The 26020-nt window shown below is 73.5% G+C and carries 17 protein-coding genes, 1 tRNA gene, 1 pseudogene and 1 riboswitch; of the genes and pseudogenes, 10 read left to right on the top strand and 9 right to left on the bottom strand.

All coding sequences use genetic code 11. From position 1 onward, the window contains the following. Nucleotides 1–57: 57 nt before the first annotated feature. A pseudogene (locus ACIQ8J_RS13470) lies at nt 58–200 on the bottom strand (arsenical-resistance protein); the annotation flags it as partial. Between the two features lie 76 nt (nt 201–276). After that, on the bottom strand, nt 277–597 hold the full coding sequence (locus tag ACIQ8J_RS13465; protein ID WP_403269676.1) for an ArsR/SmtB family transcription factor: 321 nt from the start codon (nt 595–597) through the stop codon (nt 277–279). A gap of 108 nt (nt 598–705) precedes the next feature. Between ACIQ8J_RS13465 and ACIQ8J_RS13460 the strand changes: the two genes are divergently transcribed. The 5 genes from ACIQ8J_RS13460 (at nt 706) to ACIQ8J_RS13440 (ending at nt 5706) form a co-directional block, all read left to right on the top strand. Then, nucleotides 706–779, top strand: a tRNA-Met gene (locus ACIQ8J_RS13460). 117 nt (nt 780–896) lie between these two features. Then, a complete protein-coding gene (locus ACIQ8J_RS13455) occupies nt 897–1655 on the top strand; it encodes a TipAS antibiotic-recognition domain-containing protein (RefSeq protein ID WP_403268913.1) in 759 nt (252 codons plus the stop codon). Between the two features lie 464 nt (nt 1656–2119). After that, nucleotides 2120–3241, top strand: coding sequence for a PP2C family protein-serine/threonine phosphatase (locus ACIQ8J_RS13450; protein WP_403268910.1), 1122 nt, complete (start codon nt 2120–2122; stop codon nt 3239–3241). 252 nt (nt 3242–3493) lie between these two features. Beyond that, a riboswitch (cyclic di-AMP (ydaO/yuaA leader) is annotated at nt 3494–3632 on the top strand. A gap of 11 nt (nt 3633–3643) precedes the next feature. Continuing rightward, nucleotides 3644–4714, top strand: coding sequence for a M23 family metallopeptidase (locus tag ACIQ8J_RS13445; RefSeq protein WP_403268907.1), 1071 nt, complete (start codon nt 3644–3646; stop codon nt 4712–4714). Nucleotides 4715–4761: 47 nt separating this feature from the next. Beyond that, nucleotides 4762–5706, top strand: coding sequence for an aldo/keto reductase (locus tag ACIQ8J_RS13440; protein WP_403268905.1), 945 nt, complete (start codon nt 4762–4764; stop codon nt 5704–5706). A gap of 3 nt (nt 5707–5709) precedes the next feature. Here ACIQ8J_RS13440 and ACIQ8J_RS13435 read toward each other — a convergent pair whose 3' ends face one another. The 4 genes from ACIQ8J_RS13435 to ACIQ8J_RS13420 form a co-directional block, all read right to left on the bottom strand. Continuing rightward, nucleotides 5710–7152 carry a PrsW family intramembrane metalloprotease gene (locus tag ACIQ8J_RS13435; RefSeq protein WP_403268902.1) on the bottom strand — a complete coding sequence of 481 codons (1443 nt, stop codon included), beginning with the start codon at nt 7150–7152 and terminating at the stop codon, nt 5710–5712. Between the two features lie 47 nt (nt 7153–7199). Then, nucleotides 7200–7946 (bottom strand): tRNA (guanosine(46)-N7)-methyltransferase TrmB, encoded by a 747-nt coding sequence (trmB, locus tag ACIQ8J_RS13430; RefSeq protein ID WP_403269673.1) that lies wholly within the window; start codon nt 7944–7946, stop codon nt 7200–7202. Between the two features lie 213 nt (nt 7947–8159). Then, entirely contained in the window at nt 8160–9362 is a 1203-nt protein-coding gene (gene lhgO / locus ACIQ8J_RS13425; RefSeq protein WP_403268899.1) for an L-2-hydroxyglutarate oxidase, read from the bottom strand. Between the two features lie 112 nt (nt 9363–9474). Further along, nucleotides 9475–10893, bottom strand: coding sequence for an MFS transporter (locus tag ACIQ8J_RS13420; RefSeq protein ID WP_403268897.1), 1419 nt, complete (start codon nt 10891–10893; stop codon nt 9475–9477). 733 nt (nt 10894–11626) lie between these two features. Between ACIQ8J_RS13420 and ACIQ8J_RS13415 the strand changes: the two genes are divergently transcribed. Both ACIQ8J_RS13415 and ACIQ8J_RS13410 read left to right on the top strand, forming a co-directional pair. Next, nucleotides 11627–13756, top strand: a complete 2130-nt coding sequence (locus tag ACIQ8J_RS13415) for an asparagine synthase-related protein (RefSeq protein WP_403268894.1) — start codon at nt 11627–11629, stop codon at nt 13754–13756. A 67-nt stretch (nt 13757–13823) separates the two neighbouring features. Then, nucleotides 13824–17027 (top strand): ATP-binding protein, encoded by a 3204-nt coding sequence (locus ACIQ8J_RS13410; protein WP_403268891.1) that lies wholly within the window; start codon nt 13824–13826, stop codon nt 17025–17027. A gap of 12 nt (nt 17028–17039) precedes the next feature. On the opposite strand, the gene ACIQ8J_RS13405 is transcribed toward ACIQ8J_RS13410, so the two are convergent. Beyond that, nucleotides 17040–19028: a sigma-70 family RNA polymerase sigma factor gene (locus tag ACIQ8J_RS13405; protein ID WP_403268889.1), complete on the bottom strand. Its 1989-nt coding sequence runs from the start codon at nt 19026–19028 to the stop codon at nt 17040–17042. 224 nt (nt 19029–19252) lie between these two features. Next, the gene (locus ACIQ8J_RS13400; RefSeq protein ID WP_403268887.1) at nt 19253–20044 is read right to left on the bottom strand and encodes a TetR/AcrR family transcriptional regulator; all 792 of its coding nucleotides are present in this window, start codon (nt 20042–20044) and stop codon (nt 19253–19255) included. A 327-nt stretch (nt 20045–20371) separates the two neighbouring features. Here ACIQ8J_RS13400 and ACIQ8J_RS13395 point away from each other — a divergent pair, with 327 nt between their 5' ends. Next, the gene (locus ACIQ8J_RS13395; protein WP_403268884.1) at nt 20372–21772 is read left to right on the top strand and encodes an NAD(P)/FAD-dependent oxidoreductase; all 1401 of its coding nucleotides are present in this window, start codon (nt 20372–20374) and stop codon (nt 21770–21772) included. Nucleotides 21773–21910: 138 nt separating this feature from the next. Beyond that, the gene (locus ACIQ8J_RS13390; RefSeq protein ID WP_403268882.1) at nt 21911–23554 is read left to right on the top strand and encodes a SpoIIE family protein phosphatase; all 1644 of its coding nucleotides are present in this window, start codon (nt 21911–21913) and stop codon (nt 23552–23554) included. A 6-nt stretch (nt 23555–23560) separates the two neighbouring features. Here the strand turns inward: ACIQ8J_RS13390 and ACIQ8J_RS13385 are convergent, their stop codons facing one another. Beyond that, entirely contained in the window at nt 23561–24841 is a 1281-nt protein-coding gene (locus ACIQ8J_RS13385) for an MFS transporter (RefSeq protein ID WP_403269670.1), read from the bottom strand. Between the two features lie 155 nt (nt 24842–24996). Here ACIQ8J_RS13385 and ACIQ8J_RS13380 point away from each other — a divergent pair, with 155 nt between their 5' ends. Beyond that, nucleotides 24997–25563 (top strand): MarR family winged helix-turn-helix transcriptional regulator, encoded by a 567-nt coding sequence (locus ACIQ8J_RS13380; RefSeq protein WP_403268879.1) that lies wholly within the window; start codon nt 24997–24999, stop codon nt 25561–25563. Nucleotides 25564–26020 lie beyond the last annotated feature (457 nt).

Below are 26020 nucleotides of genomic sequence, written 5' to 3'. Positions count from 1 at the left end.
GAAGGCGGCCGCTGAGGCCGCCGGAGCAGCGGGGCCGGGCGAGAAGCGCGGGGCGGCGAGGGCGACGTACACCAGGAGCGGCGGTGCGATCCGTACGACGTCCAGGGGCTGGGAGGTGGTGGCGTCCCCTTGCAGACCCGAAGAGCACCACGCTGGTGCGGCAGCCCGTACAGGGCCAACGGGCGTATGCGCGGGGGCAGTTGGGTCTGGTGCGAATCCGCACCGCAAGGAAGCGGTCGAGGAACGGCAGGCGCCCCGCCACCGTGGCGTTCGTGTTCATGGGGTGGTTCCGGCGTGCGCCGCGGGGCGGGTGAGGATGCCGGCGAGCTTGTCGGTGGTCTCGGGCAGCAGCCAGTAGTAGACCCAGGTTCCGCGCCGTTCGCAGTCGATGAGCCCGGCCTGCCGCAGCAGCTTGAGGTGGTGGGAGACCGTCGGCTGCGAGAGGCCGAAGGCGGGGGTGAGATCGCAGACGCACACCTCGCCGCCGTCCCGGGAGGCGATCATCGACAGCAGCCGCAGTCGCACGGGGTCGCCGAGCGCCTTGAACACCTTCGCCGGCTCCACCGCCTGCCCCTCGTCCAGCGGGGCGGTCAGCAGGGTCGGGCAGCATCCGTCGGCGTCACCGGGCCCCGGGGCGCCCCGGGCGCCATGCGCCGTAAATGGTTCGGAGCACCCCTCCGAATGGCGTACAGTTGTGTTTACCGACGCGGGGTGGAGCAGCTCGGTAGCTCGCTGGGCTCATAACCCAGAGGTCGCAGGTTCAAATCCTGTCCCCGCTACTGAACGAAGAGGCCCGGCACTTTCAAGTGCCGGGCCTCTTCGTGTTCCCCGGTACGTTCCCGGCCCGCGAAGCCGCCCTTGACCTTGACGCAACGTCAAGATCTAGCGTGGTCGATGTGAACGGCAAGGAGTGGTCGATCCAGGAGATCGCCAAGACGGCCGGGACGACGAGTCGCACGCTTCGGCACTACGGGGAGCTCGGCCTGCTCGTTCCGAGCCGGATCGGAAGCAACGGTTACCGCTACTACGGCCAGGACGCCCTGCTCCGCCTCCAGCGGATTCTGCTCCTGAGGGAGCTCGGGCTCTCGCTGCCCGTGATCGGCGAGGTGCTGGAGGGCGAACGCGATCCCGCCGTCGCCCTGCGGACCCATCTGCGCCTCCTGGAACAGGAGCGCACCCGCATCGCGCGGCAGATCGCCTCCGTGCGGACCACCCTGCGCAAGACCGAGAGAGGGGAAGAGCTCATGGCCGGGGAAGTGCTCGACGGCTTCGACCACTCGCAGTACGAGGAGGAGGTCAGCCGGCGCTGGGGCCGGGACGCGTACGAGAAGGGCGACCGCTGGTGGCGCTCGCTCAGCGCGGGGCAGAAGAAGGAGTTCCGGGAGGAGCACGAGGGCATCGCCCGGGACTGGGGGCGCGTCCGTGCGGCGGGGCTGCCCGCCGACGGCGAAGCGGCGCAGGACATCGCCCGTCGTCATGTCGCCTGGCTGTCGACCACCACGAGCGTCACCGGGTCGTACGTCAGCGGCCTCGGCCAGATGTACGTCGACGACCCCCGCTTCGGCGTCAACTACGACCAGCACGGCGCGGGCACGGCGGAATTCGTGCGCGATGCCCTGAAGGTGTACGCGGAGCGGCACCTCTCGGACGGCTGAGCCGCCTGGCGCGCATGCGTGGAGTAGCCTCGCGTGCGCCATGAGTGAGCGTTCGGTGGTTCCGGGGAGAAGCGCGGGGGTGCGGCGCATCGCCGTGCTGCTCGCGCTCGCCCTCTGTGCGGTCGTGGTCGGGCTGAGCGGTTGCGACCGGGTGGGGGAGGCCGGGCCCGTCAGGGGTGGTGGTGCGGGTGCGCAGGCTCCGGCGTACGCCGATCCCGGGCGCGGGTGCCGGCTGAGCGCCGGTGACTGGGCCGCGCTGCCGTGCGGGTCCGACCAGGCGGCTAACCACCGCCATACCAGGGGGAGTTGCGGCCGGGGGCGCCCGGGTCCGCATCGCTGCCGCCGCCATTGACGGGCTCATCCTGTGGTCCGTCGCCGATCGTGGCGGGCCCCGCCGCCGGCCCCGGCACCCGCACGGGCGCTCCGGAGTCGCCGTCGGCGGTCGGACGGGGCAGGCTGGACGGGTGCGGCAGCAAGCAGAGGGCGAGAGGCGCCTGGTACGGGCGCTACCCGTACTGCTCATCGTCGTCGGCTTCGTCTTCGACGCCACGACCCCGCCCGACCTGACCGCCGCAGCCCTGTTCGCGGGCGCCCCGATGGTCGCCGCCCCCTTCTACTCGCCCCGCGCCACCGCCGTCGTCGCGGCGGGCTCGGTGCTCGCCGTCGTGGGGCTCTGGTTCGTACACGGCCTCCCCAGCCTCGGCGAAGGCGCCAGCGAGCTGTGCACCGTGCTGACGGTGGGCGGTCTGGCCCTCGTCATCAACCGCATCCTGCGCCGCAGCGGCGAACAGCTCGCCTCGGCCCGCGTCATCGCGGAGACCGCGCAGCGCGCCGTGCTGCCCACGCCCGCGGCCCGCATCGGCGGCCTCCACGTCGCCGCGCGGTACGAGGCGGCGCAGGCGGACGCGTTCATCGGCGGGGACCTGTTCGCCGTGCAGGACACCCCGCACGGGGTGCGGCTCATCGTCGGCGACGTACGGGGAAAGGGGCTCCAGGCGGTGGAGGCCGTCGCCGTGGTGATCGGGGCGTTCCGGGAGGCCGCCGAGCAGGAGTCCTCGCTGGAGGCGGTGGCCCAGCGCCTGGAGCGGGCGCTGGCCCGCGAGGGCACCCGGCGCGACCGGCTCGACGCGGTCGAGGGGTTCACCACCGCGGTGCTCGCCGAGGTCCCGCGCGGTGACGGCACCGTACGCCTGGTGAACCGGGGCCACCCCGAGCCGCTGCTGCTGTACCCGGACGGGGCCCTGGACATGCTCGTCCCGGCCGAGCCCGCGCTGCCGCTCGGCATGGCGGACCTCGGGGTGTGGCCGGACCGGTCCGAGGAGCGGCCGTTCCCGGCCGGGGCGACGCTGCTGTTCTACACGGACGGCCTGTCCGAGGCGCGCGACGGACAGGGCGTCTTCTACGACCCGCGCGCCCGGCTGCGCGGCGCGATCTTCCCCGGCCCGGAGGAGGTCCTGGACGCGCTCGTGGACGACGTACGGCGCTATACCGGCGGCGGCACGAACGACGACATGGCGCTGCTCGCGGTGGCCCGGCCCGCCGAGGGCCAGCCCGAGCGCCGCCGCACCGTCAGGATCGTGAAATGAGCCCGGCGGGAGGCTGTCACCGTGGGTGCCCGAAAGGTGTCCCTGCGCATAACATTTGACACACCGTCAGAAAACAGCTGTGACGCGAGTCGCGCTGAATCGCCGTCAACTCGCCCGTTTTGACCCGGCTGTGGGTACTAAGTCCAGGCCAGGACCGTTAACGATCAGTGGGAACGGCTTGGAATCCGGACCGGGTGTCTATTAACGTTCGATAACGCAGCGCGGTCGGCCCAGCCGCCGCAACGGCGGCACCGCGCGCATGCGCCGAATCCCGAAAGGGAACCGGGGAACCACCAACTTGGGGTGAATCAGGCGCCTTTACGGGGGCCTGTAGGAGACCTTCCTGCTCCGAACCCGTCAGCTAACCCGGTAGGCGAGAAGGAAGGAAAGGAGCGCGCCCTCGTGGCGTCCAACGAGCCTGCCCTCGACACCCCGATACCTCCCGACTCCCTGTACGGCGACGTGCCCGGCGACAGCGAGAGCTGGGAGGAGTGGGACCCGACCGCGGAGTCCGTACGCCCGGTACGCGGCCGGCACCGGGTGGCCAAGCAGCGCGGCGGACTCGCCCGCAGCTCCACCGTGCTCGGCGTCGGCGTCATCGCCGCGGTCGGCGCGGGCGGCATGGCCACCGCGCAGACCAAGCCGCCGGTCTCCATATCGCTGCCCGACTCCCTCGCCCAGAACCTGCCGGACCTCGGGTCGCTGCCCGGCGTCGGCGAGCTGGTCTCGCACGACGCCCCGGACACCCCGAAGACCGAGGCCGCACGCGCCGACCAGAAGATCGCCGCCTCCCCGCTGACCATGACCGGCCTCTCCACCGCCGAGGCCGAGCAGGGCGCCACCGACGCCGGTGAGGCGCTGCGCGCCCGCATCCTCCAGCAGGCCGAGCAGCAGAAGGCGGGCGCCGCGGCCGAGGCGAAGGCGGCCGCGCAGAAGGCCGCCGCCGAAAAGGCCGCGGCCGAGGCCAAGGCCAAGCAGGACGCGGCGACCGCCAAGGCCGCGGCCGAGAAGAAGGCGGCCGAGGAGGCCGCGGCGAAGAAGGCGGAGCAGGAGCGGCTGGCCAAGCTGGCCGCGAGCTACTCGCTGCCGGTCGGCTCGTACACGATCACCTCCACGTTCGGCGAGGCCGGCTCGATGTGGTCCTCGGGCCACCACACCGGCCTGGACTTCGCGGCCCCCACGGGCACGCCGCTCAAGGCGATCCACTCCGCGACGGTCAAGTCGGCGGGGTGGGCCGGTGCGTACGGCTACCGCACGGTGCTCACGCTCGACGACGGCAGCGAGCTCTGGTTCTGCCACCAGTCGTCCATCGCGGTCAGCGCGGGGCAGAAGGTGGCGACGGGCGACGTCATCGGGCGGATCGGCGCCACCGGCAACGTCACGGGTCCGCACCTCCACCTGGAGGTCCACACCCCGGACGGCACCGGCATCGACCCGATGGCGTGGCTCCAGTCCAAGGGGCTCAATCCCTGATCCGAACGGTCCGGAATACCGCCCGGCGCACGGGAGTTGATCACCTCATGACCTCTCTCCGTGCGCTCGGCGGCTCCGACCTGTCCGTCTTCCCGCTCTCCCTCGGCGGCAACGTCTTCGGCTGGACCGCCGACCAGGACCAGTCGTTCGCCGTCCTCGACGCCTACACCTCGGGCGGCGGCAACTTCATCGACACCGCCGACGCCTACGCCCACTGGGTCCCCGGCCTGTCCGGCGGTGAATCCGAGACGATCATCGGGAAGTGGGCGGCGGCCCGCGGCAACCGGGCCGATGTCGTGATCGCCACCAAGGTCGGCTCCCACCCCCAGTACAAGGGGCTGGCCGCGAACACCATCAAGGCCGCCGCCGAGGAGTCGCTGCGCCGCCTCGGCACCGACTACATCGACCTGTACTACACGCACTTCGACGATCCCTCCGTGCCCGTCGAGGAGATCATCACCACCCTCGACCAGCTGGTCCGGGACGGCAAGGTCCGCGCGATCGCCGCCTCCAACATCACCCCGGAGCGGCTCCAGGAATCCCTGGACTTCTCCGACCGCGAGGGCCTCGCCAAGTACGTGGCGCTCCAGCCGCACTACAACCTGGTCTCGCGCGACACCTACGAGGGCGCCCTCCAGGAGACCGCCTCCCGCGCGGGCCTGGCCGCCGTCCCCTACTTCGCGCTCGCCTCCGGCTTCCTCACCGGCAAGTACCGGCCGGGCGTTACCGTCGACAGCCAGCGCGCCGCTGGCGCGGTCAAGTACGTGGACACCGATCGGGGCCGCAGGGTGCTCGGCGCGCTCGACCGGATCGCCCAGGAGCGCGGCGCCGAGATCGCCACGGTCGCGCTGGCCTGGCTGGCCGCCCGGCCCACCGTCGCCGCCCCCATCGCTTCGGCCCGTACGGTCGAGCAGCTGCCCGCGCTGCTCGCGGTCGCCGACCTGGAGCTCACCGACGCCGAGGTCTCCGAGCTGACCGTCGCCTCGGCGTAGGCCTCAGCGGAGGTAGGGGTTGTACTGCGCCGGGCCCGGCAGCGGGCCCGGCTGTCCGTACGGCGAGTACGGCGCGTACTGGGTGCAGGGGTGCGGCGGGGCGAACTGCGGGGGCAGCCAGATCCGGCCCGTCGCGCCCGCCGCGTACAGCAGCGCCGGGGCTGCGACCGGCTTGCGCTCCCACAGATGGTGGAGGAGCTCCTGCTCGCGGGCCGCGAAGTCGGGGTCGGGGCCGGTCGCGCCCGCGCCGCGGTAGGCCCGGTGCCGCAGGAAGGCGAGCGAGGTCGCGAACGCCTCGTACTCGGCGACCGCCCGCGCCGCCGGCTTTCCGCCGAAGCTGTGGTGCGCGAAGTCCCGCGCGGTGGCGCGGGCCCGCATCGAGGACAGCGCGAGCGGCTCCGCGGGCCCGAGCCAGCCGGCCGCCGCGTACGCGGGCAGCTCGGCGGCCACCGTACGCAGCTCCCGCTGCCGGCTCCATATCGCGAGCCAGGTGAGCAGCCCGAACACCGGCACCATGAAGGCCCCGTACACGATGTAGAAGCCGTACGTCCCGAACAGCGTCGAGCTGTTCCACAGGGCGTGCATGCCCATCGCGAGCACCAGGCCGAGCAGCGGGAACGCGATGCGGCGCGGCCGCTTCGCGGGCGGCGAGAGCGCGGCCGCGCCGAAGCCGATGCCGGTCAGCACGGTGAACAGGGGGTGCGCGAACGGCGACATGACGACCCGGACGAAGAAGGTCGCGGCCGTGGTCGAGGCGAGGCCCGCGCTGTGACTGGCCTGGTCCGCGCCGAAGGCGTTGCCCAGGTACAGGATGTTCTCGGTGAAGGCGAAGCCGGTCGCGGTGAAACCGGCGAAGACCACGCCGTCGACGATGCCCGTGAAGTCCCGTCTGCGGAACAGGAACAGCAGCAGTACGGCCGCCGCCTTCGCGCTCTCCTCGACGACCGGGGCTATGACGCTCGCGCCAAGGTGGTCGGCCGAGGAGGGGTCGGCGGTGGCCGTGGCTATCCAGCGCGTCGCGAACGAGTTGGCGATGATCGCCACCAGCGCGGCGGCGCAGGCGCCCCAGGCCAGGGCGAAGAGCAGGTGGCGCCAGGGACCCGGGTCCACCCGGTCCAGCCAGCGGAACGCGGCGCCGAGCAGCGGCACCGGAAGCACCGCCAGCCCGAGCCCGACCAGGAAGCCCTCGGTGCCGGTCTGTTCCCGTACGAGCGCGAGGATGACCAGACCGCACAGCGCGAGCAGGGTGATCAGCGCGCCCGCGCGGACCGCCCTGGAACGCCAGAAGCCGCGGCGCGGCCGGTAGCGCCACTTCGTCCGGTCCGGCGGCACGGCCTCGAACCGCGGCTCGTCCGCGCACGCCGGAACCGGCCGGGCCGGAGGGACCGGGCCGGCCTGCTGCGGCTGCCCGGGGTGCGGGCGATGCGGAAGCGGCTCGAAGGACACCAGACGACCCTAACGAGGGTCACTGACAATGCGCGACGGTGTCGGCACTACCCGCTGTGCGCGACCCGGCGGAAGAGGAGGTCGTGCACGACGTGGCCCTTGTCCAGGCCCTGCCCTTCGAACCGGGTCAGCGGCCGGAACGCGGGCCGGGGCGCGTAGCCGCCGCCGTCCACCGTGTTCTCGAAGTCGGGGTGCGCGCTCAGCACGTCGAGCATCTGCTCGGCGTAGTCCTCCCAGTCCGTCGCGCAGTGCAGTACGGCGCCGGGCTTCATCCGCGTCGCGGCGAGCGAGAGGAACTCGGGCTGGATGAGGCGGCGCTTGTGGTGGCGCTTCTTGGGCCAGGGGTCCGGGAAGTACACCCGGAGCCCGTCCAGGGCGTCCGGCTCCAGCATTTCGCGCAGCAGGATGATCGCGTCGCCGTTGGCCACCCGGATGTTGCTCAGGCCGGCCCGTTCGGCGAGGCCGAGGAGGTTGCCCTGGCCGGGGGTGTGCACGTCCACCGCGAGGATGCCGGTCGCCGGGTCCTCCGCGGCCATCTGCGCGGTGGCCTCGCCCATGCCGAAGCCGATCTCCAGGACGACGGGAAGACCGTCGAACATCTCGGCGAGATCGATCTTCCGCAGCCCGTCGATGTCGAAGCCCCACACCGGCCACAGCCGCTCCAGGTACTCGCCCTGGCCGGTGGTCACACGGCTGCGGCGGGGCTGGAAGCTGCGGATGCGGCGCTCGTGGTGCGAGCCCGCGGGGTCGGCGGCGGGGCCGCCGGGGAATCGGGGTGCCTTGTCCCTTGGCAGGACCTTTTCGGTCGGCCGGGCCGGGGATTCTGGGGTGCGGGGCTGCTCAGACACAATGCGGCCGATTCTACGGTGCGGGTCGGGTTCTGCGGTGCTGCTGTCGGCGGGGCTCGGCCCCGGACCCCGGGCTGCCCCGGTGGGGCGGCGCGCTTCCGCGTCTGACCGGTCGGCTGCGGGTTGTGTGTGACTGGTCGCGCAGTTCCCCGCGCCCCTTCAGTGCGCGCCCAGGGTTGCGAGGACCCGCCCCGCAACCTCCCTGCCGATCGGCAGCGACGCCGTCGCCGCCGGGGACGGGGCGTTCAGGACATGCACCGTGCGCGGGGCCTCGCGGATCAGGAAGTCGTCCACCAGGGTGCCGTCGCGCAGCACCGCCTGGGCCCGCACGCCCGCCGGGGCGGTGCGCAGGTCGCTCTCCTCGACGCCAGGGAGCAGGCGGCGCACCGCCTCGGTGAAGGCGCGCTTGGAGAGCGAGCGGTGCAGCTCGCCCGCGCCGTACCGCCAGTGTCTGCGGGCTATGTGCCAGGTGCCGGGCCAGGCGAGGGTGCCGGCCAGCTCGCCGGGGCGCACCGTGCGCCAGTCGTAGCCCTCGCGGGCCGCGGCCGGCACGGCGTTGGGGCCGACGTGGACCGAGCCGTCGACGCCCCGGGTGAGGTGGACGCCGAGGAACGGGAAGGCGGGGTCGGGCACCGGGTACACCAGGCCCTTGACCAGACCGGGCCGGGCCAGCTCGTAGTACTCGCCGCGGAACGGCACGATCCGCACGCCCGGCTCGTCACCCGCGAGCCGAGCCACCCGGTCGCAGTGCAGGCCCGCGCAGTTCACCAGGGCGCGGGCGCGCAGCACCGTGCCGTCGGCCGTGCGCACCGCGACGCCTTGCGAGGGGCGCCGCGCGATGCGCACGACCTCCGCGCCGTACCGCAGCTCGGCGCCCGAGAGCTCCGCGAGGCGGGCGGCCACCGCGCGGTAGTCGCACACCCCCGTTGTGCCGACGTGGATCGCCGCGAGGCCGCGGACCTCCGACTCGTACTCCGCTATCTGCGCCGGGCCCAGCTCCCGCACCGGGATGCCGTGCTCGCGGCCGCGCTGGACCAGGGCGTGCAGCCGCGGCAGCTCGGAGCGCTCGGTCGCCACGATCAGCTTGCCGGTCACCTCGTGGGCGATGCCGTGCCGCGCGCAGAACTCCACCATCTCGGCCGCGCCCCGCACCGCGAAGCGCGCCTTCAGCGAGCCCGGTCTGTAATAGATGCCGCTGTGGATGACTCCGCTGTTGCGCCCGGTCTGGTGCCGGGCGGGGCCGCTCTCCTTCTCCAGGACGACCACCCGCGTCCCGGGCGAGGCCTGGCTCAGGGCGTAGGCCGTCGACAGGCCGACGATTCCGCCGCCGACCACCAGCACATCGCAGTCGTACGTCGTCACCCACACACCTCCCGCCCCGGCCGCGCCATTCCCGGAGGACCGCCCCGGACCCCCTCCTCCACATACTGCACTGACCCACTGACAATCCCGGTAAACGCCCAGTGGAAGTGATCTACGCCGGAGCCACCAGAAGCGGCCTCGCCCGCTCCCGCAGTTCGGCGACCCGCGGCTCGTCCCCGTACGGCTCCAGGCGGTGCAGCAGATCGCGTACGTACTCGGTGGTGCGGGCCGAGGAGATGCGGCCCGCGACCTCCACCGCCCGGGTGCCCGCCGCGCACGCCGCGTCCAGGTTCCCCGACTCCAGCTCGGCCACCGCGCTCACCACCAGACGCAGCCCGTGCGAGCGGACGAACTCCTCGGTGGGCCGCGAGAGCGCCTGCTCGGTGAAGCGGCGCACCTGCCGGGGCGCCTTCAGGTCGCGGTAGCACTCCGCCGCGTCCGCCGCGAAGCGGTCGTAGGAGTAGAAGCCGAGCCAGGACGGGTCGCAGTCGCCGTCCCGCGAGCGCTCCAGCCAGGACTCGGCGGCCTTCAGCGCCGCTTCGGCCGGGTGCCCGTCGCCCGCCTTGGCGTGGGCACGCGCCTCGACCAGGCGGAAGAAGGACATGGTGCGGGCGGTGGCGAGCCCGCGGTTGCGTTCGACGGCGGCCTGCGCGAGGTCGACGCCCTCGTCGGCGAAGCCGCGGTAGGTGGCCTGGAGCGACATCGACGCCAGGACGTATCCGCCGAGCGGGACGTCGGCCGCGGCGCGCGCGAGGCGCAGCGCCTGGATGTAGTAGCGCTGGGCGGCTTCCTGCTGGCCGGTGTCGAAGGCCATCCACCCGGCGAGCCTGGTCAGTTCGGCGGTCGCGCCGAACAGGCCGCGCCCCACCTCGTCGCTGTACGAGCCGAGCAGCAGCGGGGCCGCGTCGACCCGTAAGCATTCGGGGACCATGGACGAACGCCAGTCGCCCCCGCCGTACTTGGAGTCCCATCTGCGCGCGTCCTCGGCCGCCTCGCGCAGCTTGGCGACATCGCTGTGGCCGACTTTCAGCGGTGGCAGATCGCCCGGTTCGGGGCTGCGGGCCACCGAGGAGTCGGCGGGGGATATGAGCCAGCGGGAGGCGGGCGTCGCATAGGCGCTGACCGCGAAGGAACCGGCCAGCGACTGCCAGATGCCGCCGCTGCCGGCCCGCCGCCCGGCCAGATCCAGCCGGTAGAGGTCGGTCGCCGAGCGCACCGCCTCGGAGACGTCGCGCGGGAAGGCTAGCCCGACCTCGGGGGCCGGGTCCGCGTCCGCGAGGCCGATTTCGTGCAGCGGGACGGGCCGGCCCAGCTTGGCGCCGATCGCCGCCGCGATCAGATGGGGCGCGGCGCCCTGGGGCACCATGCCCTTGGAGACCCACCGGGCCACGGAGGTCTTGTCGTAGCGAAGGGTCAGACCGCGCTGAGCGCCGAGGTCGTTGACCCGTCGGGCGAGGCCCGCGTTGCTGATTCCCGCGAGGGCGAGAACGGTGCCGAGCTTCTCGTTCGGCCCGCGTTGCTCCCTGGACATGAGCCACCCCTCGACACAGACGGCGTTCCCCGGGTGGTGTGGTGTCCGGTTCGTCGGCCGCAAAAGCGTGTGGCCGAGCCCCCGGGAATATGCCACCCGTGGAGAACAGCAGTAAACACAGCGTAGTTCGCCGCATCCCGACCGTTAAGGGGCGGTCTTCCGTATGGCGAGATTGCTTTCCGTACGGACGGTCGCCGACACCTGTCGTCGCGGACCGATCGCGGTCGTCGTTGCGCCGGGGGTGCGGCGGGCCGGACGCCGTCGCGCTCCCGCCGTGTGGCCGTGCGCCCGGCCGTGCGCTCTCGCCGGTCCGCCGGGGGAGCGCTTCCATGTGTGGTGCGTGGGTCGGCCCGCTGCACTGGATCCAGTGGGCTGGGGGAAGCCGCCGCCTCAATCCCCGCGGGCGGCGGACCGGTCCGGGAGGCGGACAGCGCCTCCCGGACTGTGTTTTCTGTGTCCCCGGAGCCGGCGGTGGCGAAGCTCCAGCCGCCCGAGAATGGCTGAATATCGACCATCGCCCGGAGGCTCAAGGGGGCCGCCGCGATCGCGCGGGCGCTGTCCCGTACGCCCCGAGAACGGCACCAATCGGCCATCCGCCGGGGCGAGTTCACTTTTTGCGCGCGTTACCCGGGGTCCCTCCCGGGCGCCGTTGTCGTGGCAAGCTGGGGTCCCGGACCCCTTCGGTCCGTGCTGGATGTTGTCCACGAGTTGTCCACAGCCTGTGGAGGCGGCGATGCGGTGGTTGGTGGGGTGGAGCAGCGTCGCCGCAAGTTTCCGCGCGGGCTCCTCCTTCGACACGGCCTCCTTCGACACGGCCGGCTCCGTCGGCGAGCCCGAGGAGGGCCGCACCGTCCACCCCGTCGGCGCCCAGCTCCTGTGGGGCGACCCCGATCCGCTGTGGGCGGTGGGCGACTGGCGCCCCGACGAGATCCGGGTGGTCAGCGTAGGCGCCGACACCCGCCTCGCCGTACTCGGCTGCTGCGCCGCCACCGACGAGGAGCTCCGGGTCGGCCTGTTCGCCGCGCGCGGGGGCGCGCTGCGCCACCTCTCCGCCTGGCCGGGCAGCTACACCGCCGTCGCCCAGGTCGCCCGCCGCGTCACGGTCGTCGGCGACCTCGCGGGCGCCCGGCCCGTCTTCTACACCCCCTGGGCGGGCGGAACCGCCTACGGAACGGCGGCACTTCCGCTCGCCGACCTCATCGAGGCCCAGCTCGACATCGGCCACCTCGCCGCCCTGCTCGCCTGCCCCGACGTGCCGGAGGCGCTCGGCGACTCGACGCCCTACGCGGGGGTCCGGCGCATCCCGCCGGGCCATGCGCTCGTCCTGCGCGAGGGCTCGCGCGCGATCACCGGGTACGAGCCGGTCGCCTCCCTCGCCGTGGCCGCGCCCCAGCGGGAGTCCGCCGCGGCGGTGGACGGCGTGCGCGACGCGCTGGTGTCGGCGGTACGGGCCAGACTCACCGCGCCGCGGCACGCCCCCGAGACCCTGCCGCCCGACCCCGGCCCGGTCCCCGGCATGGGCCCCGCCGAGCGGCGCGCGGCCCGCGGCGGCCCGGCTCCCGGCATAGGGTCCGACCTCTCCGGCGGCCCCGCCTCCGCCACCCTCGCCCTGCTCGCCGCCGGACTCCCGGGCGTGCCCGGCACGGTCCTGGGCCACGGCACCGGAGCGGGCGAGCGCCTCCTCGCCGTCACCTTCAACGACCTCACCGTGCCCGGCGCGGGCCGCCAGGCCGAACTGGAACGGGCCGGCGCGATGGCCGCCAACCCCCGCCTCCACCACGTCGTCGTCACCGGGTCCGAAGAGTCGCTGCCCTACGCCGAGTTGGAGGGCCCGCTCACCGACGAGCCGGGTCCCTCGCTGATCGCCGCCGCCCGCCACCGGCGCCGCCTCCTGGCGGGCAGCGCCGACCACTTCACCGGCAGCGGCGCCCGCCAGGTCCTGGACGCCCATCCGGCGCGCCTGGCCGACCTTCTGATGGACCGTCAGCGCCGCCATCTGCTCCGACCCGCCACCGCCCTCGCGAAGGCGGGCGGCCCCTCGGCCAACTCCCTCTTCGTGCCGCTCACGGTCTACCGCGCGGCCCGGCGCCTGGCCCGTACGCCCTACCGCACCGGCATCGAATCGGCCGCCGACGCCCTGCGCGAGCCCCGGTTCGACGACCCCACAAGCCCGCTCTCGATCTCGCTGGCCGCCCTGTCCTGGACCCGCCCCGGCCCGGCGGCCCGCTGGCTCACCGGGGAAGCACTCGCCGAAGTATCGGTTCGGCTGATGGCCTCGGCGACCCGCCCGGCCCCCTCGCAGCGCCCCGGCGAAGCCCGCGCCTCAGCGGCCCTCGCCCGCTACGCCGCCGACCACCGCATCCTCGAACAGGCCGCCGAGGTGCGCAGCCAGCGCCTGCACGCGCCGTTCCTCGACAACCAGGTCGTCCGCGCCTGCCGCGCCCTGCCCGAATCCCTGCGGGTCCAGCCGGGCGCCCGCGCCACGATTCTGCGCACGGTGCTCTCGGCATCCGGCGTACGAGACCTGCCGCCCGGCTGGGGCGCCCCCTCCCACGCCCCCTCGGCGGCCGCCGCCCGAGCGGGCCTGCGCCTGGCCGCCGACCCGCTGATCGACCTCTTCGAAGCCCCGCTGCTCGCGGACGCGGGCCTGATCGAGGCCCGCACCGTACGCAAGGCGGTGCGCGCGGCGGCCGCGGGCGAACCCCTCCCGCTGGACGGCCTGGCCGACCTGATCTCCACGGAACTGTGGCTGCGCCGCCTCCTGTCCCGCCGCGGCACCTGCTGGACGGGCACGGCGGCGCCGAGGCAGCGGGCGGTGGCGGGAGGCGTGGCACCGGTGCGGCGGCCCACGTTGAAACCCTGAACGCGGGGAGCGGGCCTGCGGGAAGGCCCCGGACCCAACCCCCGTGCCCGCACGACACAATGGCCTCGTGCGGTACTTGATCCTGGGCGCCACGGAGGCGCACGACGACACCGGCACCGCCATCCCCCTCGGCGGCCGCCGCCTGCGCGCCCTGCTGGCCGCCCTCGCCCTGCGCCCCACCCGCCCCGTGCCCGTACCCGCGCTGATCGAGGACGTATGGGCGGGCGATCCGCCCCAGGACGCGCCCGCCGCCCTGCAGGCCCTCATCGGCCGGCTCCGCCGCGTCCTCGGCAAGGAGGCCGTCGAGTCGGGCCCCGCGGGCTACCGGCTGGCCGCGGCGCCGCACGAGATCGACCTGTACGAGTTCGAGGAGCGGGCGGCCGCGGGCGCCGCCCAGCTCGCCGCGGGCGACCCCGAGACCGCCGCCCGCACCCTGCGCGCCGCCCTCGCGCTGTGGCGCGGCCCCGCCCTCGCGGACCTCCCCGAACGCGACGCCGCCGTACGCCCTGAGGCCCAGCGCCGGGCCGCGCTGCGCGACCGCGTCGAGGCCGACATCCGGCGCGGCGCCACCGGCGCGCTGCTCCCCGAACTGACGGAACTGCTCGCCTCGCACCCGTACGACGAAACACTGCACGCCCAGGTGATCCGTACGCTGCGGGCCGAGGGCCGCCGGGCCGACGCCCTCGCCGCGTACGAGGCGACCCGCCGCACCCTGGCCGAGTCCCTCGGCACCGACCCGGGACCCGAACTGACCGCCCTGCACGCCGAGTTGCTGGAAGCGGACCCCGCGCCCGCGCCGTCATCCGCGGGCAACATCCGCCCCCGCCTGACCTCGTTCGTCGGCCGTGAGACCGAACTGGCCGCGATCCGGGCGGAGTTGAGCGCCTCCCGCCTGGTCACCCTGACCGGGCCGGGCGGCACGGGCAAGACCCGGCTGGCGGAACAGGCGGCGAACACCCACCCTTCGCGGCGAACCGCCCCGGCGGCCTCCGCCTGGCTCGTGGAGCTCGCCCCGCTGGACCACCCCGAGGCCGTCCCCGGCGCCGTGGTCTCCGCGCTCGGGCTGCGCGAGACGGCCCTGCTGGGGCGGGAGAGCCAGGCGGCCGCCTCCGGCGATCCGACCGCCCGCCTCATCGAGGACCTCTCGCAGCGTCCGGGCACCCTGCTCGTCCTCGACAACTGCGAACACGTCATCGACGCCGCAGCCCACCTCGCCGAGACGCTGCTCACCCACTGCCCGAACCTCCGCGTCCTCGCCACCAGCCGCGAACCCCTCGGCGTTCCCGGCGAGGCGGTCCGCCCGGTCGAGCCGCTGCCGCCGGGCCCGGCCCACCGCCTCTTCGCCGAACGCGCCCGCGCCGTACGCCCCGACTTCGACCCGGACGCCGACCCCGAGGCCGTCGCCGAGATCTGCCGGCGGCTCGACGGACTGCCCCTGGCCATCGAACTGGCCGCCGCCCGGCTACGGATGCTGACGCCACGTCAGATCGCGGACCGCCTGGACGACCGCTTCCGCCTCCTCACCGGCGGCAGCCGCACCGTACTGCCCCGCCAGCAGACCCTGCGGGCCGTCGTGGACTGGTCCTGGGACCTCCTGGACGAACCCGAGCGCGCCGTGCTGCGCCGCGCCTCCGTCTTCGCGGGCGGCTGGGACCTCGCGGCCGCCCAGGCGGTCTGCCCCGGCACCGACCACCTCGCGGCGCTGGTCGACAAGTCCCTGGTCATCGCGGTCCCCGCGGACGACGGCACCGGCATGCGCTACCGCATGCTGGAGACGATCCACGAGTACGCCGCCGAGCGGGCCGCCGAGACCCCCGAGGTGCTGCGCGAGGCGGCCGGCGCCCACACGGCGTACTACCGCGAACTGGTCCGCCATGCCGAGCCCCGCATCCGCTCGCACGAGCAACTCCCCTGGATCCGGCGCCTGGAGACGGACCTGGACAACATCCGGGCCGCGCTGCGCCGCGCGACCGACGAGCCCACCGCCGACGAGCCCGCCGCCATCGAACTCGCCCTGGCCATGGGCTGGTTCTGGTGGCTGCGCAACTACCGGTCCGAGGGCGCCGCCTGGGCCGGTGCCATCGGCGCTCTCTCGCCGCCCCCCTCCGACGAGCGCGACCCCCGCCACTGGCCCCGGCTCCACCTCGATCTGCTCCGCTTCTTCCTGCTCGCCGACACCGCCGCCACCGAAGAGATCGCCACCCCGGCCGTGCAGGAGCGGCTCGGTCAGCTCCGGGCGGCCTTCGGGGTCGGCGGGCCGCAGTCGTCCCGCTTTCCGGGGCTGCTCTGGCCGTTCACGGCCTTCCTCACCGACACGCCCGCCGCGATGCGCGAGTCGGTCGACGCGGCCGTCGCCAGCTGCCGCCGGTACGGCGACGACTGGGCGACCGGCGTGGCGCTGCTGTTCCGTGCCCACCTCATCGTCGACGCCCCCGGCGGCTTCGACGGCATCGACGCCGACCTGGCCGAACTGAGCGAGCTCGGCCGCCGCGTCGGCGACCGCTGGCTGCGCGCGCAGGTCGCCGGTGCCGCCGCCGAGGCCGCGATGGCGCGCGGCCGGCCCGAGCGGGCGCGCGCCGCGTACGAGGAGGCGCTGCACCTCGCCCGGGAGCTGGGCGCCCACCACGAGGCCCCGTTCCTCACCGCCCGTCTCGGCGAACTCGCCTACCGGACCGGCGACATGGAGGCCGCCGAGAAGGCGCTCACCGAAGCGGAGGCGGAGGCGGAGCGGTACCGGGCGCCCGACGCCGTGCCGTACGTCCACTCGCTGCTCGCCACCATCGCCCTGGACCGGGGCGACACCGCCGCCGCCCGCGCCCTGAGCGACCGGGCCCGCGACGCCACCCGGGGCGGCACGATCCCCGTGCACTTCACCGCGCTGCTCGGCGCCCTGGACGCCCGGGTCACCGCCGCCGAGTCCGGCCCACCTGCGGGCCTGCGGGGCCTGGCCGACGCCCTGCGCACGGCGGCCGGCGCCGAGTGCCCGGAGGCGGTCCTCGCCCACCTGGCCGAGCTCGCGGCCGAGTTCCTCTGCGACCTCGGCGAGCACGCCCGCGCCGTACGGGTGCTGGCCGCGGCGACCGCCTGGCGGGCCGCAATCCCCCGTTCCGTACCGGAGCTGGCGATCGAGGAGTCCGTCACGGCCCGCGCCCGCCGGGCGCTCACCCCCGAGACGTACGAGGCCGAGCACGCCAGGGGCGCCGCACTCACGCCCGCGGAGGTCCCACCCGTACTGGACGACGTGATCGCGGCGGCGGCCCCGGGGCCCTGACCGGCCGTCCCGTCACCGGCAGCTGATCTCCGACTGGGCCCAGTCGGCCAGCGCCGCCCCGGCGAACGCGCCCTGCGGTTCCACCACGAGCCGGATCGTCCTGCGGCCCGTGAGGTCGGCGTGCACCGGCACCGCCGGGTCGCCGCCGTTCAGCACCGGCGACTGCCACAGCCGGGTCCCGTCCCCGTACACCGAGAACCGCACCGGCCCGAGCCCCATCGTTAGACGGTCCAGGCCCGCGAAGGCGTCGTACGTACGGCACTGGCGGTTGAGGTCGATGGTCACCGAGGACCGGCCGTGCACGGTCACCCCGTGCGGATACCTCTTGTCGCCGATCCGCATGCCCGAGCGCTGCCACAGCCAGCTCGACCCGCCGAGCCGCACCTCGGGCTTGGTGCCGTCGCCGAAGACCCCGTACTGCAGGCGGTTCACCTGGTACACGGTCGAGGCGGGCGGCGGGGGAGGCGGCGGCGTCGGCCCGGGAGGCGGCGTCGGGCGCGGCGGGGCCGGCTTGGGGGGCGCAGGCTTCGGCGGCGTGGGCCGGGGGGACGGCTTCCGCGCCGGCGTGGGCGGAGGCGTGGGCGCCGGCGCGGGAGGGGCGGGCGCCTGGGGCGCGGGCGGCGGCTTGCGCGGTACGACCGGAGCCACCGCCGGCGGCTTCGCGTCGGGCTTCGGCGGCGCCGCGTGGTTGCCGGTCAGCGCGAACACGACACCCGCCGCCACCGCGACGGCGACCGCCGCCGCGATACCGGCCTTGGCCGGGGCGCCGAGCCCCTCGGAGGCCGCGGCACCCCCCGCCGTACTGCCGGACGAACCGCTGCCCGTCGCGGCCGCCGCGGCACCCGCACCCGCGGCCCCGGCGGCGCCGCCCGCCACCACTCCGGCGGCCTTGAGCGAGAACCCGGCGGCGAACCAGCCGATGACCGCGACCGGAAGCAGCGCGGGAATCCCGGCGTTGACGTCTTTGAGCTCGATGACCGCCACCCGGCACTGCGCGCACTCCTCCAGATGCTTGCTGAGCCCGCGCTCGGCCCGCATCCGCAGCCCGCCCCGCGCATACGCGCCGAGCCGGTCGGCATAGTGCGCGCAGTCCCCGCCGGAGGTCAGCGCGGTCGACACATGCGCCTGGAGGTAGGCCTGCTTGAGCCCCTCCCTGGCCCGGCTGGCCAGCACCGCCGTGGCGTTGGCGGTGAGCCCGAACAGCGGCGCGATCTCGCTCGGCGACTCCTCCTCGACGGTGGTGTGCCACAGCACCGCCTGCCAGCGCTCCGGCAGCGAGCGGAACGCCTGCATGGCCAGCGTCTGCTCGGCCTCGTGCATGGCCCGCACATCGGCGCCGAGGTCGACGGTGTCGTCGTCGGACACCTCCGAGGAGCGCGCGGCGTCCTGCGCGAAGACCGCGAAGTCGTCCACCAGCTGCTCGCGCCTGGCGGTCCGCGTCCAGGAGGCCGCGACCCGGCGCACGGTCGTCATCAGATAGGCGCGCACGGCCTGTTCGGGCCCGGCACCGCCGCGCACCGCCTGGAGCGTGCGCGCGAAGACCTCCGCCGTCAGGTCGTCGGCGGTGTGCGCGTCCCGGCAGCAGCTGCGGGCGTAGCGCCGCACCGCGCCCGAGTGGCGCCGGAACAGCTCCTCGTACGCGCTGTCGTCGCCGGCCCGCATCGCGTGGATCAGATCGGCGTCGGACTTCCCGGCCTCCGCGATCTCGATCAGCGCGCCCTCGCGCAACCCGCCCTCGCGCTGCGGCGGCACACTCGCGCCCGGCTCCCCGATGCCGTCCATGGGCCCCCAGGGCCCCGGCAGTACCGTTCCGCCGAGCCCACCGCCGCCGCCGGAAGCGGAATCTCCGGAACTCGGCCCGGGAACGGGCGCGGGCCCGCCGGGCGAGCCGCCCGGTCCGCCCTGGTTCGGCACCTGCCGGGACGGCGGCGGCGCACCGTCCGACCCGCCGGATTCCGGACCGCCGCCTGAGCGCGACTCGTCCCGCTCTTCAACGCCCATCGCGGAAGCTCCCGTAAGCACGCTCAGACCCGACCACCGGGCAAGCGTGCCACAAGAGCGCAAGCGGAGCCGAGCCTCAGGCCCGGCAACCACTCATCCGGGGAGACTTACCGCACCCGAGCACTAGCCGTCACCCTTTCGGGGAAGGTTCGCAGGCTCGGCCGCCATGGATCACCGGGCTCAACTACCGCAGTGCGTGCGGTAGTTGAGCCAACGGCCCGAACTCAGGACGGGCGGGAGCGGAGCCCCTCAAGCAGGATGTCGAGGAGCCGCGCCGACGCGGCGGCCTGCTGGGTGGCATCCGGCAGCGAGGGCGCCGCCGTGGCTATCACGAGGAGCACATCGGCGACGGTCACATCGCCGCGCAGCTCGCCCGCCGCCCGCGCCCGGTCCACCAACTGGCCGACCACTTCCAGCAGTTCGGCCGCGCCCGCGTCGTCGAGGTCCTGCTCCACAGACGTCCGCGGCTCGATCACCCGGCCCCAGCCCGGCCCCTGCTCGCCGGCCGGTCCGGCCGAGCCGACCTGACGCTGCTGCGGCACCCGTGCCTCGTCGGCACCGTCCCGTACGGCCTCGGACTCCTCGGCGTCGACGCCGACCCTGAGCACCTGCGGCGGAAGCAGCCGGCCCGCGCCCGAGGCCACCGACGTGCGCAGGAAGCGGGAGAGCGCCGACCAGGGCTCCTCCTCCTGGCCGAGCGCCGTGCGCGCCTGGTCGGTCAGCCGGGAGGTCTCCTCCTCGGCTATCCGGCGCACCAGCACGTCCTTGCTCGGGAACCGCCGGTAGACGGTGCCCACACCGACCCTGGCCCGGCGGGCCACGTCCTCCATCGGCGCCCCGTAACCGAGCTCGCCGAACACCTCGCGCGCGGCGCGCAGCACGTGCTCAAGATTGCGCTGGGCGTCCACCCGCAGCGGCGCGGAACGCGATCCGCCCGCGTTCAGACCCGTGGCCACCCGGCCATTGCCGTCGGACGCCGCGACGGCGGTCTGCCAATGAGAGTCCTGAATGTGCATTTATCCCCCGGTAATAACGTCTCCCCCCGGAGACTCCCCGCCCTGACAGCCGGAGACCGGTCCCTGACCCGACACTCCGACGAGATACGAACATAGTTGAGCCGGAGTCAATTCAGAAGGGGTTCTTCCGCACGGTGTGCCCCCCGATCGGACCAAGGACCGAAACCTGATGGAATCGGACCCCGCACATCACGTGTCACTTCCCCCCTGACCTGCACATCTCTCCCCCCGGAGAGAAGAGCGGACCACCCGCCGCACCAGTGCCTTCCAGTCACACAATTTGTCGAGCCTGTGGACAAAGCCCGGGGCCCGTTGCGTCATGGGGTAGTGACAGAACCTGCGCGCATTCTCGTGGTCGGCGGCGGATACGTCGGGATGTACACAGCGCTGCGCCTGCAACGGAAGCTGAAAGCCGGACTGAAGAGCGGCGCCGTCGAGATCACCGTGGTCACGCCCGAGCCGTACATGACGTACCAGCCGTTCCTGCCCGAGGCGGCGGCCGGAAACATCTCCCCGCGCCATGTCGTGGTCCCGCTGCGCCGGGTCCTGGACAAGTGCCGGATCGTCATCGGCCAGGCCGACCGCATCGACCACGCCGCGCGCACCGCCACCGTCACCACCCTCGCCTCGCCCGAGGACGGCACCGGCGCCGTCCGGTTGACGTACGACGAACTCGTCCTCGCGCCCGGTTCGGTCTCCCGCACCCTTCCGGTCCCGGGACTCGCCGACTACGCCATCGGCTTCAAGACCGTCGAGGAGGCCATCGGCCTGCGCAACCACGTCATCGAGCAGATGGACATCGCCTCCTCGACGCGCGACCCCGCCATCCGCGACGCCGCCCTCACCTTCGTCTTCGTCGGCGGCGGCTACGCGGGCGTCGAGGCGCTCGCCGAGCTGGAGGACATGGCCCGCTATACGGCGCGGTACTACCACAACGTCAAGCCCGCCGACCTGAAGTGGATCCTCGTCGAGGCCAGCGACAAGATCCTGCCCGAGGTCGGCGCGGAGATGGGCCGGTACGCCATCCGCGAGCTGCGCGCCCGCAACATCGACGTACGCCTGGAGACCCGGCTCGACTCGTGCGAGAACCGGGTCGCCGTCCTCAGCGACGGGTCCCGCTTCCCCACCCGTACCGTCGTGTGGACCGCCGGCGTCAAGCCCGCCCCGATCCTCGCCGCCACCGACCTGCCGCTGAACGAGCGCGGCCGGCTCGTGTGCACCGCCGACCTGCGGGTCGAGGGCGTCGCGCACGCCTGGGCGGCCGGCGACGCCGCCGCCGTCCCCGACCTGACGGCTGGGGGCACCTCCCAGGCTTTCGGCACTGGGGGAGAGAAGGGCAAGGAGTGCGCGCCCAACGCCCAGCACGCCGTACGCCAGGCGAAGGTGCTCGCCGGGAACATCGCCGCGGCCCTGGCCGGCACCCCGCTCAAGGAGTACCGCCACACGTACGCGGGCTCGGTCGCCTCCCTCGGCCTCCACAAGGGCGTCGCCCACGTCTACGGCCGCAAACTCAAGGGCTACCCGGCCTGGTTCATGCACCGCGCCTACCACCTGAGCCGCGTCCCGACGTTCAACCGCAAGGCCCGCGTCCTGGCCGAATGGGCGCTCGCCGGGCTCTTCAAACGCGAGATCGTCTCGCTCGGCTCGCTGGAACACCCGCGCGCCGAATTCGAGATCGCGGCCGGCGGCGGCCCGCCCGCCAAGGGCCCCGCCCCCCAGCAGAACTGACGGTTGTCAGTGCGGTCGGTCACACTGGACGTGTGACCATAGGTGGACCCACACCTGCACAGAGTGATCCGCGACCAGCAGTACCGCACCAGCACCGGCAGCACAGCACCCGCAGCAACACACGAGGCTTGGAACACCGTGAACTTCACGCGTTGGAGCGCCCGGCTCCCCGGTACGCAGCGCCGCTCCGCAGCACGGACCGACCGCGCCGACCGGGGCACCGTGCCCGCGGCCCGCGGTGAATCCGGGCCGCAGCCGGATCCCTGGCCGGAGGAGGCGGCCCAGGCCCTCGCCCTGGACGAGCTCTCCGTGCGCGACATCCTGGGCCAGCTCCCCGCCCTGGTCGCCCTGCTCCACGGCCCCGAGCACCGGATCGCGTACGTCAACGACGCCTACGCCGCGGCCTTCGGCACCCGCCCGCTCGGCGCCCCCGCCGCCACGGTCTCGCCCGAGCTCACCGAGCTCGGCCTGCTCCCGCTGATGGACCAGGTGCTGCGCAGCGGCAAGCCCCGTACGGTCAAGTCCCGCAAGACCCAGGGCGCCGGCTCGTACACGGTGACCTGCACGCCGGTGGAGATCCCGGGCCGCAGCGAGGGCGGCGTGCTCGTCTTCGCCGCCGACGTCACCGACCACGCCGAAGCCGCCGAGCGGCTCCGCGCCAGCGAACGGCGCCACCGCGAAACCGCCGTCACCCTCCAGCGCTCCCTGCTCCCGCAGGAGCTGGAACAGCCCGACGACCTGCGCGTGGCCTGCACGTACCAGCCCGGCGGCACGGACGCGGCGGTCGGCGGCGACTGGTACGACGTGATCACCCTCGGCGCCGGCCGCACCGCCCTGGTCATCGGCGACGTGATGGGCCGAGGCGTGCGCGCGGCCGCCGTGATGGGCCAACTCCGCACCGCGGTCAGGGCGTACGCCCGCCTCGACCTGCCCCCGCACGAGGTGCTCCAGCTCCTGGACGGCCTGGCCGCCGAGATCGACGCCAGCCAGATCGCCACCTGCGTCTACGCCGTGCACGACCCCAACGAGGGCCGTCTGGTGTACGCGTCGGCGGGCCACCTGCCCGTTCTCGTACGCCATGAGGACGGCACCGTCCACCGCGCCGAGGACCCGACGGGCCCCCCGCTCGGCACCGGCGGCTGGCTGCACACCTCCGGCACCATCGCCCTGCCGCCCGGCGCGACCGCCGTCCTCTACACGGACGGCCTGGTCGAGCGCAGGGGAGAGGACATCGACGAGGGCGTGGCCGCGCTGGAGCGGGCGCTGGCCGGCGCGGCCGGCACCCCGCAAGTGGTGTGCGACCGCCTGATCCGCTCGCTCGGCGTCACCGCCGAACACGACGACGACGTGGCCGTCCTGGTCTGCCAGCACCCGGCCCGCACCGGCCCGGCCGCCGAGCTCTTCCACAACGCGGCGCTCGACCTGCTCGGCGGCATCGAAGCGGCCCCGCGCGCCCGCGCCTTCGCCTCCGGCGTCCTCGCCTCCTGGCGCTTCCCGGTCGAACTGCGCGACCTGGGGGTCCTGGCCACCAGCGAGCTGGTGGCCAACTCCCTTCAGCACGGCACCCCGCCGATGCGCCTGAGGCTGCGCCGCACCGACCGCCGCCTGATCATCGAGGTGACGGACGGCGACGACCACCTGCCGCGCCGCCGCCGGGCCGACCCCGCAGACGAAGCAGGACGAGGCATCTCGATCGTCGCGACGATCGCCTCGTCCTGGGGTTCGCGCCGCACACCGGGCGGCGGAAAAGCGGTGTGGTGCGAGTTCGCCCTGCCTCGCTAGGCGCCTTTAGGCGGGCACCTGCTCGGCCTCGGGCTTGTGCACGGCCACCACGCGCGAGGCCCCCGCGCGCAACGGATGGTCCTGCGCGGGCGTCAGGTTCTTGCCGAGCCGCAGCGCGAGCACGGTGATGCCGAGCGAGAAGAGCACGAACGTCACGATGTACGGGCCGTGCAGCGCGGCACCCATCGGCCCGCCCACTGCCGGACCGACCGCCAGCGCCAGCTGCTTGACCAGCGCGAACGCCGAGTTGTACTGCCCGACCATCGACTCCGGAGCGAGGTCCGCGACCAACGGTGCCACGGTCGGCGACAGCATCGCCTCGCCGAGCCCGAAGAGCGCGTACGTCGACACGAAGGCGGCGGTCGCCATCGCCTGGCTGCCGTGTCCGAGCCCGGCGTAACCGGCCGCGATCCACGCCACGGCCCAGATGAGACCGACGGACGCGATGACACGGCTGCGGCGCCGGCGCTCGACGAACTTCAGCACCAGGAACTGCGCGACCACGATGACGGCCGTGTTGGCGGCCAGCGCGATCCCCAGCGTCGAGGGCTGAACCCCCGCGGCCTCGGTGCCGTACGCGGCGAGCCCGGACTCGAACTGCCCGTAGCAGGCGAAGAAGAGCACGAACCCGAGCACGCACAGCTGCACCATCGCCCGGTGCCCGAGGATCGCCCGGATCCCGCCGCCGGAGCCCTGCTCACCCTTGGGACGCGCGTCCGAGAGGACCGCCGAGTGCGGCATCTTCACGGAGGCCGCGATCCCGGCGAGCACCAGGAACATCACCGCTTCGATGGAGAAGAGCAGGGTGAAGCTGGAGGGGTGGCTCTTGTCGACGATCTGGCCGCCGATGAGGCCGCCGATGCCGAGGCCGAGGTTCTGCAGGAAGAACTGCATGGCGAAGGCGCGGGTGCGGGTCGCGGTGCCGGAGCACCAGACGATCATCGTGGCGAGCGCGGGCTGCATCACGGCGGTGCCCGCGCCGAGCAGCGCGGCCGAGGCCACGGCCGTGGGCACGCTGGAGGCGAAGCCCATGCTCAGCGCGCCGAGGGAGGCGAGCACCGCGGCGCCGACCAGCACCGGCAGCGGCCCGCGCCGGTCGATGACACGGCCGGTGAACGGCAGCACGACGAGTGCGGCCATGGCGAAGACGGCGAGCACGACACCGGCCGTGGTCGCACCCAGATCCCGCACTTGAGCCACGTACACATAGAGGTACGGAACGGTGAACCCGAGTCCAAACGCGCTCAGCGCGTTACCTGCCTGGATCCGGCGCATCGCTGCACCCATCGCCTTGGTCACACTCACCACCTTGAGGTCTGGAAGAGCTTGGAGGGCTTGAACCTGAAGGGCTCAGTCCTGAAGACTTCAACACTAAAATTAGAACCTTAACAATACACACTCAAGGACTTAGACGCCAACGCACCCCGTGCCATACTCGCGCCATGGCTGAGACCACCGAGCCCGCGGAGCCCGACGGCCCGCAGGAGCCGACCCTCGACGAGCAGATCGCCGCGTACCAGCGGGAGTACCGCGACCTCGACCCCCAGGTGGAGAAGGTCGTCTCGGCCCTGGGCCGCCTGAACCGCCGGATGAACGTGGCGTACGGCCGCCAGGTCGCCGCCCTCGGCATCAGCAACGCCGAGTGGGAGGTCCTCAAGACCCTGCTCCTGGCGGGGGAGCCCTACCGCCTGGGCCCCGGCGAACTCGCCAGGCGCCTCGGCCTCACCCCCGCCGCCATGACCCACCGCATCGACCGCATGGCCGGCGAGGGCCTGGTCACCCGCGACCGCGACGAGAGCAACCGGGTGCGCGTCATCGTGGAGCTGACCGACGAGGGCCGTACGAAGTGGCTCGAAGCCATGCGGATGGCCAGCGACTTCGAAGAGGACCTCCTCCAGGACCTGTCCCCCGAGGAGCGCGGCGTCCTCGGCGAGATGCTGATCCGCCTGCTCCGCCGGGTGGAACACGCGCAGCCGGACGCGGGCGGACGCCTCACCGACCTGGACTGAGGGCATCCGGGGCCGAGTTGACACGGCCCCGCTCGATCCGTAAGGTTCTTCGAGTTGTCGCGGAGCCGGTACGGTTCTGCAACAACCGTCCGCCGCAGATTCTGCGGCAACCCAACTCAGCACGATCCCCCGACCGGGGCTGAATTCGGCATGCCGAATTCCATTCGATCGGGCCCGAAAACACTCGATTACGAGTAACCGGGAAAGTCCGCTAGAGTTCGGGAGTCCGAACGGCCCAACAGCCGGGAAGACAAGCCGACTTGGCCCCGGGAGACCGGGAATCAGGCCCGAAAGGATCTGATAGAGTCGGAGCCGCCGGAAAGGGAAACCCGAGAGGGAGAACCTGAAAGGCACCGAAGAAGTCGGACACGAAAGCGTCTGATAGAGTCGGGAACACGAAATACCGAAGGGAAGCGCCCGGAGGAAAGCCCGAGAGGGTGAGTACGAAGGAAGCGTC

Origin of the sequence: Streptomyces sp. NPDC094147, assembly GCF_044764265.1 — a bacterium.
Classification (GTDB): domain Bacteria; phylum Actinomycetota; class Actinomycetes; order Streptomycetales; family Streptomycetaceae; genus Streptomyces.
This window is presented reverse-complemented; position numbering and strand designations above follow the sequence as displayed.